A 16,984-nucleotide genomic window follows, 5' to 3' on the forward strand; every position below is an offset into this window, starting at 1 on the left:
TGCATTGTCGGGCAGGAAAATGAATATCTCTCTGAGAAGGTCCACTCTCGCGTTACTCGCGTCATCATTGTTATTAACGATTGGGCGTGGCGCCACGCTGCCCTTTATGACGATCTACCTCAGCCGACAGTACAATCTGAGCGTCGACCTGATCGGTTATGCGATGACGGTCGCACTGACCATTGGCGTCGTGTTCAGCCTTGGCTTTGGTATTCTGGCCGACAAGTTTGATAAAAAACGCTATATGCTGCTGGCTATCTGCGGCTTTGCCTCTGGCTTTATTGCTATTCCACTGGTGCATAACGTAGTGGTAGTGGTTTTGCTCTTTGCCCTGATCAACTGCGCCTACTCCGTCTTCGCCACGGTGCTGAAAGCCTGGTTTGCCGATAATCTCTCGGCGACCAACAAAACTAAAATTTTCTCGCTTAACTATACCGTGCTGAACATCGGCTGGACCGTAGGCCCACCGCTGGGTACGCTCCTGGTGATGCAAAGCATTAACCTGCCGTTCTGGCTCGCTGCTGCATGTTCAGCACTCCCTCTGGTGTTTATCCAGACCTGGGTAAAACGTTCACCAGCAGCATCAGAAGGTCTGAACGCCGCAGTTTGGTCCCCCTCGGTACTGCTGCGCGACAGAGCATTATTCTGGTTTACGCTGTCAGCATTTTTGGCGTCATTCGTTGGTGGTGCCTTCGCGTCCTGTATTTCGCAATACGTTATGGTGGTTGCAGACGGCGATTTTGCCGAGAAAGTGGTGGCAGTCGTCCTGCCTGTTAACGCCGCCATTGTGGTATCACTGCAATATGCCCTCGGGCGCAGGCTCACCGCCACCAATATTCGCCCGCTAATGACTGTGGGCACGCTGTTCTTTGTGGTCGGTCTGGTTGGCTTTATCTTCTCCGGCAACAACCTGGTGTTATGGGGCATTTCTGCGGCCTTTTTCACTATCGGTGAGGTCATTTACGCGCCGGGTGAATACATGCTCATCGACAACATCGCGCCTGCAGGAATGAAAGCCAGCTATTTTTCTGCCCAGTCGTTAGGCTGGTTGGGCGCAGCGGTAAACCCATTAGTCAGCGGCGTCATTTTAACCACATTGCCGCCGTGGTCGCTGTTTGTGGCGCTGATGGTGGCGATCGTTCTTGCCTGGGCGCTAATGATAAAAGGCATGCGCGCCAAACCCTGGGGCCAGACGGCGGTCTGCTAATGATGATCGCGACAGAGCCAAAGCCGCTCTGTCGCGAATCTCAAATGGCGACCAGCCCTCGAACGCCTTCGGATTCCATATTTTTACCGTCACCGCTTTGAATAATGCTGCCTCGCGACATGAGTAAGTATTTGTCGGCCAGTTGCTGCGCAAAATCATAGAACTGCTCTACCAGCAAAATGGCCATGTCACCCCGGTGCGCCAGTTGAGAAATCACCTGCCCAATTTCTTTAATCACCGACGGCTGGATCCCCTCCGTGGGCTCATCGAGGATCAACAACTGCGGGCGACTGGCCAGTGCTCGTCCAATCGCCAGTTGCTGTTGTTGCCCGCCGGACAAATCTCCGCCCCGCCGATGTTTCATCTCCTGTAGCACTGGAAAGAGCGCATAGATATCATCCGGCACTCGTCTGGCCTCCTGTGCTGAAAAACGGGAAAGGCCGAGCAGCAGGTTCTCTTCTACCGTCAGTCGCGGGAAAATATCGCGACCCTGTGGTACATACGCCACACCGGCCCTGACCCGCTGATGCGGCTTCCAGTGAGTGACATTTTTCTCCTGCCAGAGCACACTCCCGCTGCGGGCAGGAATAAGCCCCATCAGGCACTTCAGAAGCGTCGTTTTCCCCACGCCGTTACGCCCCAGCAGACATGTCACCTCGCCGATACGCGCCTCAAAGTTCACACCTCGCAGAATATGGCTGCCACCATAGTATTGATTCAGTTCTTTCACCTGCAGCATCTGTGCTCCTTAACGCCCGAGATAAACATCAATAACCTGCTCATTGGCCTGCACTTCGCGCAGACTTCCCTGAGCCAGAACGCGTCCCTGGTGTAAGACCGTGACGCGATCGGCAATGGTTTCGACAAATCCCATATCGTGCTCAACAACCATCAGCGAGTGCTTCCCGGCAAGCTTACGAAACAGTTCCGCAGTGTATTCCGTCTCCGCATCCGTCATGCCCGCCGCGGGTTCATCCAGCAGCAGTAAATGCGGCTCCTGTACCAACAGCATGCCAATTTCGAGAAACTGTTTTTGCCCGTGAGAAAGTAGCCCGGCGCGGCGGGCCCGCTCGTTGCCCAGCCGCAACAGCGCCAGTATTTCATCTATACGATCCCGTTGTTCGCCGGTGAGGCGCGCCCGTAAAGAACCCCAGACAGATTTATCGCTTTTCAGCGCCAGCTCCAGATTCTCCTCTACCGTTAACGCTTCAAATACCGTGGGTTTCTGAAACTTCCGCCCAATTCCCTGACGTGCAATAGCGATGGGATCCAGCGTTGTTAAATCGGTCGACTGATCGTATATCGCCCGACCACTTTGCGGCCTGGTTTTGCCGGTAATAACATCCATTAGCGTCGTTTTTCCGGCACCGTTGGGACCAATGATGCAACGCAGCTCCCCAACGCCAATATTGAGCGTGAGATCCGTTAACGCCTGGAAGCCATCGAAGTTAACGTTGATTTTTTCCAACTGGAGCACCGGGTCCGTTTGGTTGCGAAACCGATCGCCTGGCATCTGGCGAGTAAAAAGCCCTTCATCTGGCTGCATTATTTGTCTCCCTTGCGAAACAGACCCATCACACCACGAGGTAAAAACAGCGTAACGCCAATAAAGATCAGGCCAAGAAACAGTTGCCAGTATTCCGGCATAATGACGGTAAACAGGCTTTTAGCGCCGTTCACCAGTACGGCGCCAAATACCGGGCCAATCAGGGTTCCACGCCCGCCGAGGGCAACCCAAATCGCCGCTTCTATCGAGTTGGTCGGCGACATTTCGCTGGGGTTAATGATTCCCACCTGCGGAACATACAACGCCCCCGCCAGGCCACACAGCACGGCGGAAAGCGTCCACACCAGCAGCTTGAAACCTTTCGGATCGTAACCACAGAACATCAGACGGTTCTCGGCGTCGCGCACGGCGGTGAGAATTCGACCAAACTTACTGCGGGCCAGCGCCAGTCCCAGCCATATTGCCAGCACCAGCAGCATGACCGTCGCCAGAAACAGCGCGATACGGGTTGAGGTCGCGGTCACCGGAAATCCCAGAATGGTGGTAAAGCCGGTAAAACCGTTATTTCCCCCAAAGCCGGTTTCGTTGCGGAAAAACAGTAACATTCCGGCGAAAGTCAGGGCCTGGGTCATGATGGAGAAATAAACCCCTTTGATTTTTGAACGGAAGGCAAACCAGCCAAATACCAGCGCCAGCAGGCCCGGCACCAGCACAACCAACAACATCGCCCAGATAAAATGTTGCGTTCCCCACCAAAACCAGGGCAGCTCGGTCCACGACAGAAACGACATAAAGGCCGGTAATCCTTCGCCGGAAGCCTGGCGCATCAGGTACATTCCCATCGCATATCCCCCCAGCGCAAAGAAAATACCGTGGCCCAGCGAGAGCATTCCCGCATAGCCCCACACCAGATCCAGCGCCACCGCCACAATGGCATAGCAGAGAATTTTCCCGGCCAGAGTCAATGTCCACACCGATATGGCCAGCGGATGATCCGCAGGTAACAGCGCCAGAAACGGCAGAATAATCAGCGCCAGCAGTAACCCCAGCCCCAGGATGCGTGTCGCGCGCGGCGCTTTACGCGCCAGCGTTAATGTCATTGGCATCGTCATCAGTCAATAACCCTCCCTTTCAACGCGAACAGCCCCTGAGGACGTTTCTGAATAAACAAAATAATCAACACCAGAATCATAATCTTACCGAGAACCGCTCCCACCTGAGGCTCAAGAATTTTGTTGAAGATCCCAAGCCCAAACGCAGCGGCTACACTCCCCGCGAGTTGTCCCACGCCGCCCAGCACCACCACCAGAAACGAATCAATAATGTAGCTTTGCCCCAGCTCCGGTCCTACGTTGCCTAACTGCGAGAGCGCTACGCCCCCCAGTCCGGCAATCCCTGAACCAAGACCAAAGGCCAGCATATCCACTCGTCCGGTAGGTACGCCGCAGCAGGCCGCCATATTGCGATTTTGCGTCACCGCACGTACGCGCAGTCCGAGACGGGTTTTATTCAACAACAGCCAGGTGAAGAACAGGACCAGAATGGCAAAGCCAAGCACCACAATTCGGTTCCACGGCAAAATCAGATTGGCATAAACCTGAATGCCCCCGGAAAGCCATTCCGGATTAGCGACTTCAAGGTTTTGCGCGCCGAAGGACATACGCACCAACTGGATAAGCATCAGGCTGATCCCCCACGTTGCCAGCAGGGTTTCGAGCGGACGCCCGTATAAATGGCGGATCACTCCGCGCTCGAGTAGCATTCCAACCCCAGCGGTAAACAAAAAGGCGACCGGAAGCGCAATAACCGGATACCAGGCCAACCATTGCGGGAAAAACTGGCCCATCAGCTGTTGCACCATCCAGGTACCGTAAGCGCCGAGCATTAACATCTCACCATGCGCCATATTAATGACGCCAAGTAAGCCGTAGGTTATCGCCAGACCCAATGCCGCCAGCAGCAAAATGGAGCCCAGCGACAATCCCATAAATGCCTGTCCAAGAAGATCGCCAACCTTCATGCGATGCGCGATGGCATTCAGGCTTTCGTCAGCGGCAGCACGAACGCGGGCATCAGGTTCATGTTCAGCATGGGTGAATGGCTGCAGGCGCGCCTGGGTTTCAGGATCGTTCGACGCCCCTAGCAGTTCGATTGCCTGACGTCTGATCTCAGGCGAGATGCTGGTCAGTTGCAGGTTTGCCAGTGCAATAGCCAGTAAGGATTTCACGTCAGCATCGGGCTCCTGGGCCAGTCGTTGCTGCAAAAACGGCAGCATCCCCGGCTGGGCTTCACGCTGTAATGTACGCGCTGCCCCGCCTCTTTGCGTGACACTGTCACTTAAGAGCTGGTGGACGGCCAAGGTTCCGGCAACCAGATTACGCAGGCGGTTAGTCAGGCGGATTTTTTTTAGCTCGCCGTTCGGACCTGCCGCCATTCCTAGTGGTTGTACGTGCGAGCCGTTCATGATGAACGCGTTTTTCGCGTTATCTGTCAGCAGGTTCTCATCACTCAGCGCTTTGAGCACCGGCAAGCGTTGAACGTCGGGTTTTACCGACCATTGTTCTAGCAAGGCGGCCTGCTGAGTCCGGTTGGCGGCGGTAAAGGTATCGGCATCTGCGGCCTGCGCTATCCACGGCAAAAGCCACGTCAGCAACAACACACCACGAATAAAGCGCATGGCTTTCATGAGCATTCTCCAAAGCGTTGCCCTCCCGCAGGAGGGCGTAAGATCAGTTGCTGGCGGTTTTAACGGGCTGTTCAGATTTTTTATCATTACCGGCGATATACGGACTCCACGGCTGGGCGCGAACCGGCGCTTCGGTTTGCCACACCACGTTAAACTGGCCGTTACCTTCAATCTCGCCAATCATGACGGGTTTATGCAGGTGATGGTTGGTCGCATCCATGGTCAGGGTAAATCCTGATGGTGCCGCGAATGATTGTCCTGCCATAGCCGCCCGGACTTTATCCACATCGGTAGTTCCGGCTTTTTCTACTGCCTGCGCCCACATATGCAGGCCAACATAAGTGGCTTCCATAGGGTCGTTGGTCACCACCGAATCAGCATTCGGCAGCTTATGTGCTTTGGCATACGCCCGGTAATCCGCGACGAACTTCTTGTTGGCCGCATTATCTACGGACTCAAAGTAGTTCCACGCAGCCAGGTTGCCCACCAGCGGTTTAGTATCGATACCGCGCAACTCCTCCTCACCCACAGAGAATGCCACCACCGGAACATCCGTGGCTTTCAGGCCCTGGTTCGCTAACTCTTTATAGAATGGAACGTTAGAATCCCCGTTGATGGTCGATACCACCGCCGTTTTTCCTCCTGCGGCGAATTTTTTAATACTGGCAACAATGGTCTGGTAATCGCTGTGTCCGAATGGGGTATACACCTCTTCGATGTCTTTATCGGCCACGCCTTTCGAATGCAAAAAGGCGCGTAAAATTTTGTTAGTCGTACGCGGATAGACATAGTCCGTACCCAGCAGGTAGAAGCGCTTAGCGCTGCCGCCGTCCTCACTCATCAGATACTCAACCGCCGGGATCGCCTGCTGGTTAGGCGCAGCGCCGGTATAGAAGACGTTAGGCGACATCTCCTCACCTTCATATTGCACCGGGTAAAACAGCAGACCGTTCAATTCTTCAAATACCGGTAAAACCGATTTACGCGAAACCGATGTCCAGCAGCCGAAAACCGCCGCTACCTTGTCCTGACTCAGTAACTGACGTGCTTTTTCAGCAAATAACGGCCAGTTCGAAGCCGGGTCAACCACCACCGGTTCCAGCTTTTTGCCCAATACACCGCCCTGCGCATTGATTTCATTAATAGTCATCAACGCCACATCTTTCAGCGGCGTTTCGGAAATAGCCATGGTGCCGGATAACGAATGCATGATGCCAACCTTAATAGTGTCGGCCGCCTGAACGCTAAAACTCATTCCCATTGCGACAACAGAGGCGGAAAGCGCAAAAGCTTTTAAAAATGTACGACGCTGCATAGTTTCACTCCTGAAATTAGTCTTGTTGAAAGCTCCGGTGCAGCCGGGCAGACAAAACGGTGCAAATTAAGGGTATTCAGAAGTGATAAGGCAAAAACGATGCCAGATATTAAAACATCATATAAAATCAATGAATTAGAATTTTAGGCACAAAAAGCAGTATTAATTTTTGCCGCCAGAAGGATTAATCGCGTGAAACATTGAACCACAATGAGACAACTCTGCATTATAAACGTGCAACAATCTGTGTCTGTCACACACGGTCATAACGGCGTGCCCCGGTATAAAAACATGGTTATTTGTTCGCAGATAACCGTGCCTTGTCACTATTATTTATTTTTCCCGACGTAATCACGTCAAAATTTTACTTTTCCGCCGAAATAATCACACAGTTCAGCCTTTGTTTAAGATTGAATTGCTACTATAGTCATAAGCGAGGTGAACTTAAGGTAAGAGAGGAAACTCACAAATAAAGGAGCATTTACTATGCTGGGTAATATGAATATTTTTATGGCTGTTCTGGGAATTATTTTATTTTCCGGTTTCCTGGCCGCGTATTTTAGCCACAGATGGGATGATTGATGAACGGAGATAGTCCTGAACCGACCCGGCCCCTTGCTGCGTAGCTGCACAAGGGGCCATTTTTTTACCTGAATTCCCCTTCCCGGCACCTTTTCCCTGATGTACAGATAAAAAAAAACCGCCGGATAAACCAGCGGTAAATGCTTGCATGGATAGATTTGTGTTTTGCTTTTATACGCTACCTGGCAATTACCTGCGAAGATAACGGATAGTTGGCTAATCTATCATCGACAACCCCAATGAACGTTAAACGAAACGTAACTACCTTCTATAAGACATGTTGGCCGCTAATGAGATTCTTGCAAACCGTACAGTAATCCATGTTATCGCAATGGTTATAAAATGAGCTATTTATTGCTTCATAGTGTATGGTAAGCACCCCATCACAAGGACAATCAATATGTCGATACTCAAAGATATTAAGATGCGTACTTTACGACCAGTGAAAAGTACCTGTCCTCACTGCTGCCGCCAGTCAATGCACAGCCTGTCGAGAATAAAAAACAACATAACGTTAGTCTGCCCCAACTGCGGCAATACCTACCTTCCTTCCCAAAGCAAACCAGTCAAGTAACGTAAGAACAGGAAAACAATGCCGACCTTTCACCAGCAGCACTCCCTACCCGAGCGTCTCTATGAGATGCAAGGCATCAATACCCAACAACGATTCATTTTGCTGAAGAAAAAATCCAGCTAACAACCGGGCACCACGCCCGGTTCAATTTTCTGGCTGACCTGTCTTAAGCGCTCAAGCCACGATGTTCCAGCATGGGTTCCATGCGCGGTTCACGCCCGCTCCACTGGCGATAAAGTTCAGTTAAATCAGTGCTGTTTCCGCGGGACAAAATTGCTTCGCGGAATTTCTGTCCGTTTTCACGGGTTAATCCGCCCTGCTCTACGAACCACTGATAGCCGTCATCGGCCAGCATTTGCGTCCACAGATAGGCATAATAACCTGCGGCATAACCGCCACCGAAGATATGGGCAAAATAACTACTGCGATAACGCGGCGGCACGGCCTTGAGATCCAAACCTTCCGCCGCCAGCGCCTGCTGTTCAAATTGATCGACCGGATGAGATGACTCGCTCAACTCCAGAGAGTGCCAGCGCATATCCAGCAATGCAGCGCTGAGCAGTTCGGTCATGTCGTAACCTTTGTTAAACAGACTGGCCCGCTGCATTTTATCCCGCAATGCCTGCGGCATTTGCTCCCCGGTATCAACATGTCGGGCAAAACGGGCAAAGACCTGAGGATGGCTCGCCCAGTGTTCGTTGATCTGTGAAGGAAACTCGACAAAATCACGCGGAGTGTTGGTCCCAGAAAGCGTGGCATAACGCTGAGTGGCGAACAGACCGTGCAATGTATGTCCAAATTCATGAAATAGCGTAATAACATCATCCCACAGCAGCAATGCAGGCTGATCCTGTGCTGGTTTTTGATAATTACAGACGTTGTAAATAACCGGTCTGGTTTCGTTAAGCAGCGATTGCTCGACAAAATTGCCCATCCAGGCTCCGCCGCTTTTTGATTCCCGGGCAAAGAAATCACCGTAAAATAGCGCCAACCCTACGCCATCATGATCGAATATTTCCCATACCCGAACATCCGGGTGATAAACCGGAATATCGAATCGTTCAACGAATTTGATGCCAAAGAGTTGATTGGCCGTCCAGAAAACGCCCTCGTTCAGCACCGAATCAAGGGCAAAGTAAGGTTTGAGCTGTGCCTCATCAAGGTCATATTTCTCACGACGGACCTGCTCGGCATAAAACGACCAGTCCCAGGCCTCGGCGCTAAACGACTCGTGTTCTTGAAAGATAACGTTCTGGATTTCAGCCTGCTCATCCAACGCCCGCGCCCGCGCGGCTGGAACAATAGATCGCATAAATGTCAGTGCCGCTTCCGGTGTTTTTGCCATCTGGTCGGCAATTTTCCAGGCTGCGTAATTGGCAAAACCAAGCAGTTGCGCCTGCTGCATCCGGATTGCTACCAGTCGCTGAATAATAGCTCGCGTGTCGTTGCCATCATCATTTTCAGCCCGCGTCCATGCGCGGGTGAACAGTTTTTCGCGGGTCTGACGATCGCGTAAAACCGCAAGCGCCGGTTGCTGTGTTGTGTTTAATAGCGGGATAACCCAACGCGCTTCAAGCCCTTTCGCCCTTGCAGCTTCGGCGGCAACGGCAATTTCTTCTGTGCTCAGCCCCTCCAGATGCCGGATATCATCCACCACCATAGCACCTGACGTGTTTGCTGCCAGCAACCGTTGATTGAACTGGCTGGTCAGCGTGGCTGACTCCGTATTGAGCGCTTTAAGTTTGGCTTTATCGGTCTCGTTCAGACGGGCGCCGGCCAGTACAAAACGCTGATACACAACCTCCAGCAGACGTATTGATTCGCTATCCAGACTTAACGTACCACGCCGTTGCCAGACGGCTTCGACACGGGCGAAAAGCGCGCCATTGAGATAAATATCATTGGCAAGGTTCGCCAGCTCTGCGGAAAACTCTTCGTCAATGCGCTGTAGTTCATCGTTGGTGTGCGCCGCCGTCATCGCGAAGAAAACGCTGGTCACACGCGTGAGCAGCCCCCCGCTTTGTTCAAGCGCCAACAACGTATTAGCAAAATCAGGAACCTGTGAGTTTTGCACAATAGCGTCGATCTCGGCGCGTTTTTGCCGCACGCCTTCATCAAACGCTGGACGATAATGCTGCACGTCGATCTGATCAAACTGCGGTGCCTGATACGGCAATGTGCTGTGGTGTAAAAATGGATTCGTTAACGACATCTTTCACTCCTGAAAACGATTTGTTTACCAGAGTAGACTTCCCGGGAATCGACCGCAATCGCGTTAAGCAGGAATAGCTCTGAACGGAAATGACGTGCTATGGTAGTACTACATAAAAAGCGTTGAGGAACAGTGAGATGATCGTTTTAGTAACCGGAGCAACCGCAGGTTTTGGTGAGTGCATTACGCGTCGTTTTATTGAGAATGGGCATAAAGTTATTGCCACCGGACGCCGCCAGGAGCGCCTGCAGGAACTCAAAGATGAGCTGGGTGACCGCCTCTATACCGCGCAACTGGACGTACGTAATCGTGCATCAATTGAAGAGATGCTGAACGCCTTACCCGCTGAATGGCGCGATATTGATGTTCTGGTCAACAACGCGGGTCTGGCGCTGGGCCTTGAGCCAGCCCACAAGGCCAGCGTTGAAGACTGGGAAAATATGATCGACACCAACAACAAAGGCCTGGTTTATATGACCCGAGCCGTTCTGCCAGGCATGGTTGAGCGCAACCGCGGTCATATTATCAATATCGGTTCTACCGCGGGAAGTTGGCCATACGCTGGCGGGAACGTCTACGGTGCGACCAAAGCGTTTGTTCGCCAGTTTAGCCTGAATTTACGTACTGACTTACACGGCACTGCGATTCGCGTTACCGACATTGAACCGGGTCTGGTTGGCGGTACGGAATTCTCTAACGTACGTTTCAAAGGCGATGACGCCAAAGCTGAAAAAGCCTACGAAAACACCACCGCCCTGACCCCGCAAGATGTTACAGAAGCGGTATGGTGGGTGGCGTCCTTACCCGCTCATGTCAACATTAACACCCTTGAAATGATGCCTGTCACACAGTCTTTTGCCGGACTGAGTATTCATCGGAGCTAATTTCTCTGCCCGGCCTTGCGCCGGGTATAGATAGCCTGAAATAAGTGATAAGATCTCCGGGTTAACTCTCTAAAAAGTAAGAATGAATGACCGTAGAAACGCAGCTCAACCCTACACAACCGGTAAATCAACAGATTTACCGTATTCTTCGTCGTGATATCGTGCACTGTCTGATTGCACCCGGTACGCCGCTGTCGGAGAAAGAGGTTTCCGTACGCTTTAATGTGTCACGCCAGCCGGTACGAGAAGCATTCATCAAACTGGCAGAGAACGGTCTGATTCAGATCCGCCCGCAGCGTGGCAGCTACGTAAACAAAATTTCGCTGTCGCAGGTGCAAAACGGCTGTTTTGTTCGCCAGGCAATTGAATGTGCCGTGGTCCGCCGCGCCGCATCACTGATCACCGACAAACAGTGCTATCAGCTCGAACAAAATCTGCATCAGCAGCGCATCGCGATTGATCGAAAACAAATCAATGATTTCTTCCAGCTTGATGACGAATTTCATCAGAAACTGGCTTTAATCGCTGAGTGCCAGCTCGCCTGGGACACCGTTGAGAATATTAAGGCCACGATTGACCGCGTTCGCTATATGAGCCTGGATCATATCTCTCCGCCTGAAATGCTGCTGCGTCAGCATCACGATATTTTTACCGCACTTGAGAAACATGATGGCGATGCCGTTGAGCGCGCAATGATGCTGCATCTCCAGGAAATTGGTGAGTCCGTTCAGGTAATCCGTCAGGAAAATAGCGACTGGTTCAGCGAAGATTAATATTACGCTCACCTCACACCGAGGTGAGTTTCTCCTGCCTTCCCCTCTCCCGCACATCTGCATAAAAAAAGCTGTGATTTTGATCGAAAACAAAAAAAATCATTAACGAGAAGCGTATTTATATTGCGCCCGTTACGTGGGACTAGAGCCCACGGGCTTTGACGGTAAGTTGGAAAGGAGAAAACACCATGAAAACATACGATCGTAACCGTAACGCAATCACCACTGGCAGCCGCGTCATGATTAGCGACACCGGACTTACAGGCCGCATTACAGCGATAGATACCGATGGCCTGACCGCTGAGCAAATTCGCCGCGGGAAAACAGTGGAAATCGAAGGGTGTGAAGGTAAATATGCCCCCCTCGAGCTGATTCGTTTGGGCATGAACTAATTGGTGTGAATGCCAGAAAACAATGCGCCATCTGGCCCGTTTATAGCCAGATGGCGACTTAAATGATGTTCTCGTTACTTCAGTTTTGCAGCATACTTCGCAACGGTTGCCTTCGCCCCTTCAGCCAGTAAAGCAAGATAGGCTTGTGTGACCTGGTTCTTGAACAATTCTACCTGCGGCAGTTCACGACCAAAAATAGCATCGATCGCCAGCAGCGCCTGGACACGATCTTCGCCCTCGTTACTGCTATGCACCGCTTTCTGGATCACCGGTAACAGCGGATCGCTGATTTCAATCGCCTGGCCCTGATCATCCACACCGCCGACGTAACGCATCCAGCCAGCCACGCCCAGCGCCAGCAGTTCAAAATGGCTACCGTGCACAATGTGCCAGCGAACGGAGTCCAGCATACGCTGCGGCAGTTTTTGACTGCCGTCCATCGCGATCTGCCAGGTGCGATGACGCAGTGCCGGGTTGCTGTAGCGCTCAATTAACAGATCGGCATAGTGCGGAAGATCCACACCTTTCACTTTTAACGTGGGCGCTTGTTCCTGCAACATCAGCGCGCGCGCGGCGAGGCGATAATTTTCATCGCCCATGCAATCGTTAATGTGCTGATATCCCGCCAGATACCCCAGATAAGCAAGGAAAGAGTGGCTGCCGTTGAGCATACGCAGTTTCATCTCTTCAAACGGAATGACATCAGCAACCAGCTCCGCTCCCGCCTTCTCCCATTCAGGGCGGCCAGCGACAAAGTTATCTTCAATAACCCACTGACGGAACGGTTCACATGCTACGCCTGCCGGGTCGCGTACGCCGGTAATGTGTTCAATTTTGTCCAGCGTATCCTGGGTAACAGCAGGGACAATGCGGTCAACCATTGTCGACGGGAATGTGACATGTTGTTCGATCCACGCAGCCAGTTCCGCATCCACCGCCCGGGCATACGCGGTGACAACATTGCGCATCACATGACCGTTTTCTGGCATGTTGTCGCAGGACATCACGGTAAAAGCGGCTAAACCCGCAGCTTTGCGGCGTGCAAGCGCCTCAACCACAACGCCTGGCGCAGTTTTTGGCTGTTTTGGATTTTGTAGATCGGCGGCAATCATCGGGTTGTCTAACATCAATTGACCGGTCGCCGGAGAATGGCAATACCCTTTCTCGGTAATGGTCAGGGAAACAATCGCAACCTGCGGTTCACTCATCGCAGCCAGTACGCTTTCCAGACCATCAACCTGCGCATGCAGCGCATTTTTCACCACGCCCACGACTCTTGCAGTCCATGCATCCGCAGACATTTCTGCAACGGTATACAGGTTATCTTGCTGTTTCAGATCGGCAATCTGCTGCTCGCCGCCAATCAGGTTCACTTCGCAATAGCCCCAGTCACTGCCGTGATCTGCAGCGAGAATGTCAGCGTAAACCCCCTGATGTGCGCGGTGAAATGCGCCAAACCCCAGATGAACAATACGCGGGACCAGTTTTGTACGATCGTAGTCGGGAAGTGCAGCCTTTGCCGTTAAGAGCTTGTTTTGCATGGTATGACCTACTTATCAATGAAATCAGGATTGATTCAGAGTAACGCCTATATGGTTGTATGTTTTGATTTGCATTAAGCTTTTAATGATTGGTATGACATCACTTAAAGCTGTGTACCATAAAAGGTAAATTTGGCGGCATATTGCCGCCAAAGGATATTAATGTTTCTGCCACTGCTGGTATTCACGTTTAAGCCTTTGCGGTGCAGTTTCCGGCATCATCAGCAAACCAATAACTGAGATGACGCCAAGTACAATCACATAGGTTGCGAGTCCATAATAATGTCCACCAGTTACTTGCAGAATTTTTACTGCTACTAAACCAAGAATCCCACTACCAATTAGCGATCCCAACTGCCAAATTAATGCTATTCCGCTACAGCGAATATGAGTCGGGAAAAGCTCTGGGAAATAAGATGCCTGAGGTGCATAACACATACTATGCCCAACGCTCAGTACTAGGATCATTACTATTTGCGTAAGCCAAAAGCTATCCTGATTGATTGCAAGGAAGAAAGGAATAATCATAACGACCTGGAGCAATGCGCCGATAATATAAACTGGTTTACGCCCAATTTTGTCGCATAGCGAGCCCATCATCGGTATTGCAATTATTTCTATAATCACCGCAACAATCATTGTCTCCATCAAGATATTTGCATCGAGATTGTTTGCCTTACCGTATGCAAGGACAATCACTGTAAACATTGCAAATGTGCAAGCCTCAATCAGCTTCGCACATACTCCCTTAACGACAATTCCCGGAAAATCACGGATAACTTCAACTAATGGGCGTGATTCTTCTGCTTTTGTCTCCCTAATCTGAGCAAAGACTGGTGATTCGTCAATTTTTAAGCGGATAAATAACCCAACAATAACCAGCAACAGACTTAACAAGAACGGTATACGCCACCCGTAATCCATCATTGCCTCTGGAGAAAGAGTGGCATTTAACAACGCAAAGAGTGCTAACGGCAGAAGAAAACCAACTGGGGCACCGATTTGAACCCAACTCGAAAAAAATCCACGATGTTTGGGCTCAGAATATTCAGCAGTCATCAATACTGCACCGGCTTGTTCTCCTCCAACACCAAAGCCCTGTAATACACGAATAAATATAAGTAAAGCTGGAGCCCATACACCTATTTTTTCATATGTAGGTAACAACCCAATACAGAATGTCCCTAAGCCAACGATTAATATAGTAATAACCAGTGCTTTTTTGCGCCCGACCTTATCGCCAATATGCCCAAAGACAATTCCTCCTAATGGTCTAGCCAGGAAACCAACGGCATAGGTTGCAAAAGCAGCCAGCGTACTAATTAACGGATCGTCACTTGGGAAAAATAAATGACCAAAAAAGAGTACGGCTGCTGTCCCATATGCAAAGAAGTCATAGTATTCGGCAGCAGTACCAATTGCGGAGGCTGAAGCCACTCTGCGAATAATGGGTTTATTATCTACGTTATTTTTAATATCGACTGAACTAACCATAAGTTTTACCTTCTGTAGGGTATTGAGTTAATCAACATCTTTCGTACGTAAAATTTATATTTACCAGTTCCACAACGTGCCATCTTCCAGACGAGCAACAGGCAGATATGCAGGGTCATACGGATATTTCGCCGCCTGCTTTTCATCAAACTCGATCCCAAGACCTGGTTTGTCTCCAGGATGCATATAGCCGTTATCAAAGGTCCAGTTATGCGGGAACACTTCCAACATTTGCTCGGAATACCCCATATATTCCTGTACGCCGAAGTTCGGCACCCACAGATCAAAGTGCAACGCAGCGGCCATGCATACTGGGGACAGATCGGAAGGTCCATGCGAACCGGTACGTACCTGATACAGCGACGCAAAATCGGCAATTCGACGCATGCCAGTGATACCGCCCGCATGGGTGATGGTGGTGCGGATATAGTCGATCAATTGCTCTTCGATAAGCTGTTTGCAGTCCCAGATGCTGTTGAAAACTTCCCCTACCGCAATCGGCGTGACCGTATGCTGGCGGATCAGGCGGAAGCATTCCTGGTTTTCAGCCGGGGTTGGGTCTTCCATCCAGAACAGACGGTATTGCTCGATGCTTTTGCCGAAACGGGCCGCTTCAATTGGCGTCAGACGGTGGTGCATATCGTGCAGAAGATGTTCGTTGAAACCAAACTTGTCGCGCACGGCTTCAAACAGTGTTGGTGTGAAATCGAGGTACTTCTCCGTTGACCATAACTGCTCTTCTGGCCACTGCCCTTTGGTAGCGGGTTCGTAGGCCAGTCCTTTGCCTTTAGACATACCGTAAGTGGTTTTCATACCCGGCACGCCGCACTGCACGCGAATTGCTTTAAAGCCCATCTCTTTATGGCGCGCATAATCTTCGAGTACGTCATCAACGGTATGGCCTGTGGTGTGACAGTAAACCATAACGCCTTCACGAGATGCGCCGCCGAGCAGCTGGTACAACGGCATATTCGCCGCTTTCGCTTTGATGTCCCACAATGCCATATCCACCGCGGAAATCGCCGACATGGTGACCGGACCACGACGCCAGTACGCGCCTTTGTAGAAAAACTGCCAGATGTCCTCAATTCGGTGCGCATCGCGACCAATCAGCTGCGGACAAACATGATCTTTCAGATAGGACGCTACGGATAACTCGCGTCCGTTTAACGTCGCATCTCCCAGCCCAGTGATCCCATCGTCTGTCGTAATTTTCAACGTGACAAAATTACGCCCCGGACAGGTGACAAACACTTCAGCCCCAACAATCTTCATCTCTTATTCCTTGCATTTGTTCTTGTGATGCAGGAAATTTACCCAACTGAGCTACTACCATACAAGTATGAAGATCAAAAAAACGCTGATTGATCACAAAAAAGGCGCTATGCGCGCCCCCATCCCGCCACAATAATCAGCATGCCGCACAATGCCACCAGCGCGCCTGACCAGTCGTACAGGCTAAGTTTTACGCCGTCAACAATACGTAGCCAAAGCAACGCTGTCACCACGTAAACTCCACCATAGGCCGCGTACACACGCCCGCTTGCTGCCGGATGCAGCGTCAGTAACCAGACGAATAAGGCCAGTGACATCCCGGCGGGTATCAGCAGCCAGGCCGTAGCCCCTCGCTTAAGCCAGAGCCAGGGTAAAAAGCAGCCAATGATTTCGCATAACGCGGTGATGAAAAAAAGGAATGTGGTCTTAAGCATTGATGTTATTCAGTTACCTTCGGTTTAACCATGATACGACAGAATGTCGTTAGCGTATCCATCTCCGCTGAGTGGGTATGCCCGCAAGCCGGAATAGTGTAGAATTTA

Annotated in this window: 15 protein-coding genes; 5 read left to right on the forward strand and 10 right to left on the reverse strand. The window is 51.1% G+C overall.

Annotated features, from left to right (window positions below):
* The first annotated feature begins 19 nt into the window (after positions 1-19).
* Positions 20-1,207 carry an efflux MFS transporter YdeE gene (ydeE, locus tag HV334_RS12675; RefSeq protein WP_181220441.1) on the forward strand — a complete coding sequence of 396 codons (1,188 nt, stop codon included), beginning with the start codon at positions 20-22 and terminating at the stop codon, positions 1,205-1,207.
* 40 nt (positions 1,208-1,247) lie between these two features.
* Here the strand turns inward: ydeE and urtE are convergent, their stop codons facing one another.
* Genes urtE through urtA form a run of 5 tightly spaced genes read right to left on the reverse strand, consistent with a single transcriptional unit; the run spans position 1,248 to position 6,715 of the window.
* Entirely contained in the window at positions 1,248-1,946 is a 699-nt protein-coding gene (gene urtE / locus HV334_RS12680) for an urea ABC transporter ATP-binding subunit UrtE (RefSeq protein WP_047500443.1), read from the reverse strand.
* A 9-nt stretch (positions 1,947-1,955) separates the two neighbouring features.
* Positions 1,956-2,753 carry an urea ABC transporter ATP-binding protein UrtD gene (gene urtD / locus HV334_RS12685; RefSeq protein WP_181220442.1) on the reverse strand — a complete coding sequence of 266 codons (798 nt, stop codon included), beginning with the start codon at positions 2,751-2,753 and terminating at the stop codon, positions 1,956-1,958.
* Positions 2,753-3,826, reverse strand: a complete 1,074-nt coding sequence (urtC, locus tag HV334_RS12690; protein WP_046276388.1) for an urea ABC transporter permease subunit UrtC — start codon at positions 3,824-3,826, stop codon at positions 2,753-2,755. Before urtC ends, urtD begins: the two co-directional genes overlap by 1 nt.
* Entirely contained in the window at positions 3,826-5,400 is a 1,575-nt protein-coding gene (gene urtB / locus HV334_RS12695; RefSeq protein ID WP_181220443.1) for an urea ABC transporter permease subunit UrtB, read from the reverse strand. Before urtB ends, urtC begins: the two co-directional genes overlap by 1 nt.
* Before the next feature lie 43 nt (positions 5,401-5,443).
* On the reverse strand, positions 5,444-6,715 hold the full coding sequence (gene urtA / locus HV334_RS12700) for an urea ABC transporter substrate-binding protein (RefSeq protein ID WP_016156478.1): 1,272 nt from the start codon (positions 6,713-6,715) through the stop codon (positions 5,444-5,446).
* A gap of 486 nt (positions 6,716-7,201) precedes the next feature.
* Between urtA and mgtS the strand changes: the two genes are divergently transcribed.
* Positions 7,202-7,297, forward strand: coding sequence for a protein MgtS (mgtS, locus tag HV334_RS12705; protein ID WP_003032406.1), 96 nt, complete (start codon positions 7,202-7,204; stop codon positions 7,295-7,297).
* Positions 7,298-8,037: 740 nt separating this feature from the next.
* On the opposite strand, the gene dcp is transcribed toward mgtS, so the two are convergent.
* The gene (gene dcp, locus HV334_RS12710; RefSeq protein ID WP_181220444.1) at positions 8,038-10,083 is read right to left on the reverse strand and encodes a peptidyl-dipeptidase Dcp; all 2,046 of its coding nucleotides are present in this window, start codon (positions 10,081-10,083) and stop codon (positions 8,038-8,040) included.
* Positions 10,084-10,220: 137 nt separating this feature from the next.
* Between dcp and ydfG the strand changes: the two genes are divergently transcribed.
* The 3 genes from ydfG to ydfZ all read left to right on the forward strand — a co-directional run bounded on the left by ydfG (position 10,221) and on the right by ydfZ (position 12,132).
* Positions 10,221-10,967, forward strand: a complete 747-nt coding sequence (gene ydfG, locus HV334_RS12715; protein WP_016153061.1) for a bifunctional NADP-dependent 3-hydroxy acid dehydrogenase/3-hydroxypropionate dehydrogenase YdfG — start codon at positions 10,221-10,223, stop codon at positions 10,965-10,967.
* A gap of 86 nt (positions 10,968-11,053) precedes the next feature.
* Positions 11,054-11,740, forward strand: coding sequence for a GntR family transcriptional regulator (locus tag HV334_RS12720; protein WP_181220445.1), 687 nt, complete (start codon positions 11,054-11,056; stop codon positions 11,738-11,740).
* 188 nt (positions 11,741-11,928) lie between these two features.
* A complete protein-coding gene (gene ydfZ / locus HV334_RS12725) occupies positions 11,929-12,132 on the forward strand; it encodes a putative selenium delivery protein YdfZ (protein WP_003032393.1) in 204 nt (67 codons plus the stop codon).
* A gap of 74 nt (positions 12,133-12,206) precedes the next feature.
* On the opposite strand, the gene HV334_RS12730 is transcribed toward ydfZ, so the two are convergent.
* The 4 genes from HV334_RS12730 to HV334_RS12745 all read right to left on the reverse strand — a co-directional run bounded on the left by HV334_RS12730 (position 12,207) and on the right by HV334_RS12745 (position 16,876).
* The gene (locus HV334_RS12730) at positions 12,207-13,673 is read right to left on the reverse strand and encodes a mannitol dehydrogenase family protein (protein ID WP_016156476.1); all 1,467 of its coding nucleotides are present in this window, start codon (positions 13,671-13,673) and stop codon (positions 12,207-12,209) included.
* Positions 13,674-13,832: 159 nt separating this feature from the next.
* On the reverse strand, positions 13,833-15,167 hold the full coding sequence (locus tag HV334_RS12735; protein ID WP_049041486.1) for an MFS transporter: 1,335 nt from the start codon (positions 15,165-15,167) through the stop codon (positions 13,833-13,835).
* Positions 15,168-15,227: 60 nt separating this feature from the next.
* The gene (gene rspA / locus HV334_RS12740; protein ID WP_181220446.1) at positions 15,228-16,442 is read right to left on the reverse strand and encodes a starvation-sensing protein RspA; all 1,215 of its coding nucleotides are present in this window, start codon (positions 16,440-16,442) and stop codon (positions 15,228-15,230) included.
* Positions 16,443-16,549: 107 nt separating this feature from the next.
* Positions 16,550-16,876: a YnfA family protein gene (locus tag HV334_RS12745; protein WP_016153055.1), complete on the reverse strand. Its 327-nt coding sequence runs from the start codon at positions 16,874-16,876 to the stop codon at positions 16,550-16,552.
* Positions 16,877-16,984: the final 108 nt, after the last annotated feature.

The sequence above is a fragment of the Citrobacter sp. RHBSTW-00944 genome, assembly GCF_013615435.1.
Lineage (GTDB): Bacteria > Pseudomonadota > Gammaproteobacteria > Enterobacterales > Enterobacteriaceae > Citrobacter > Citrobacter braakii.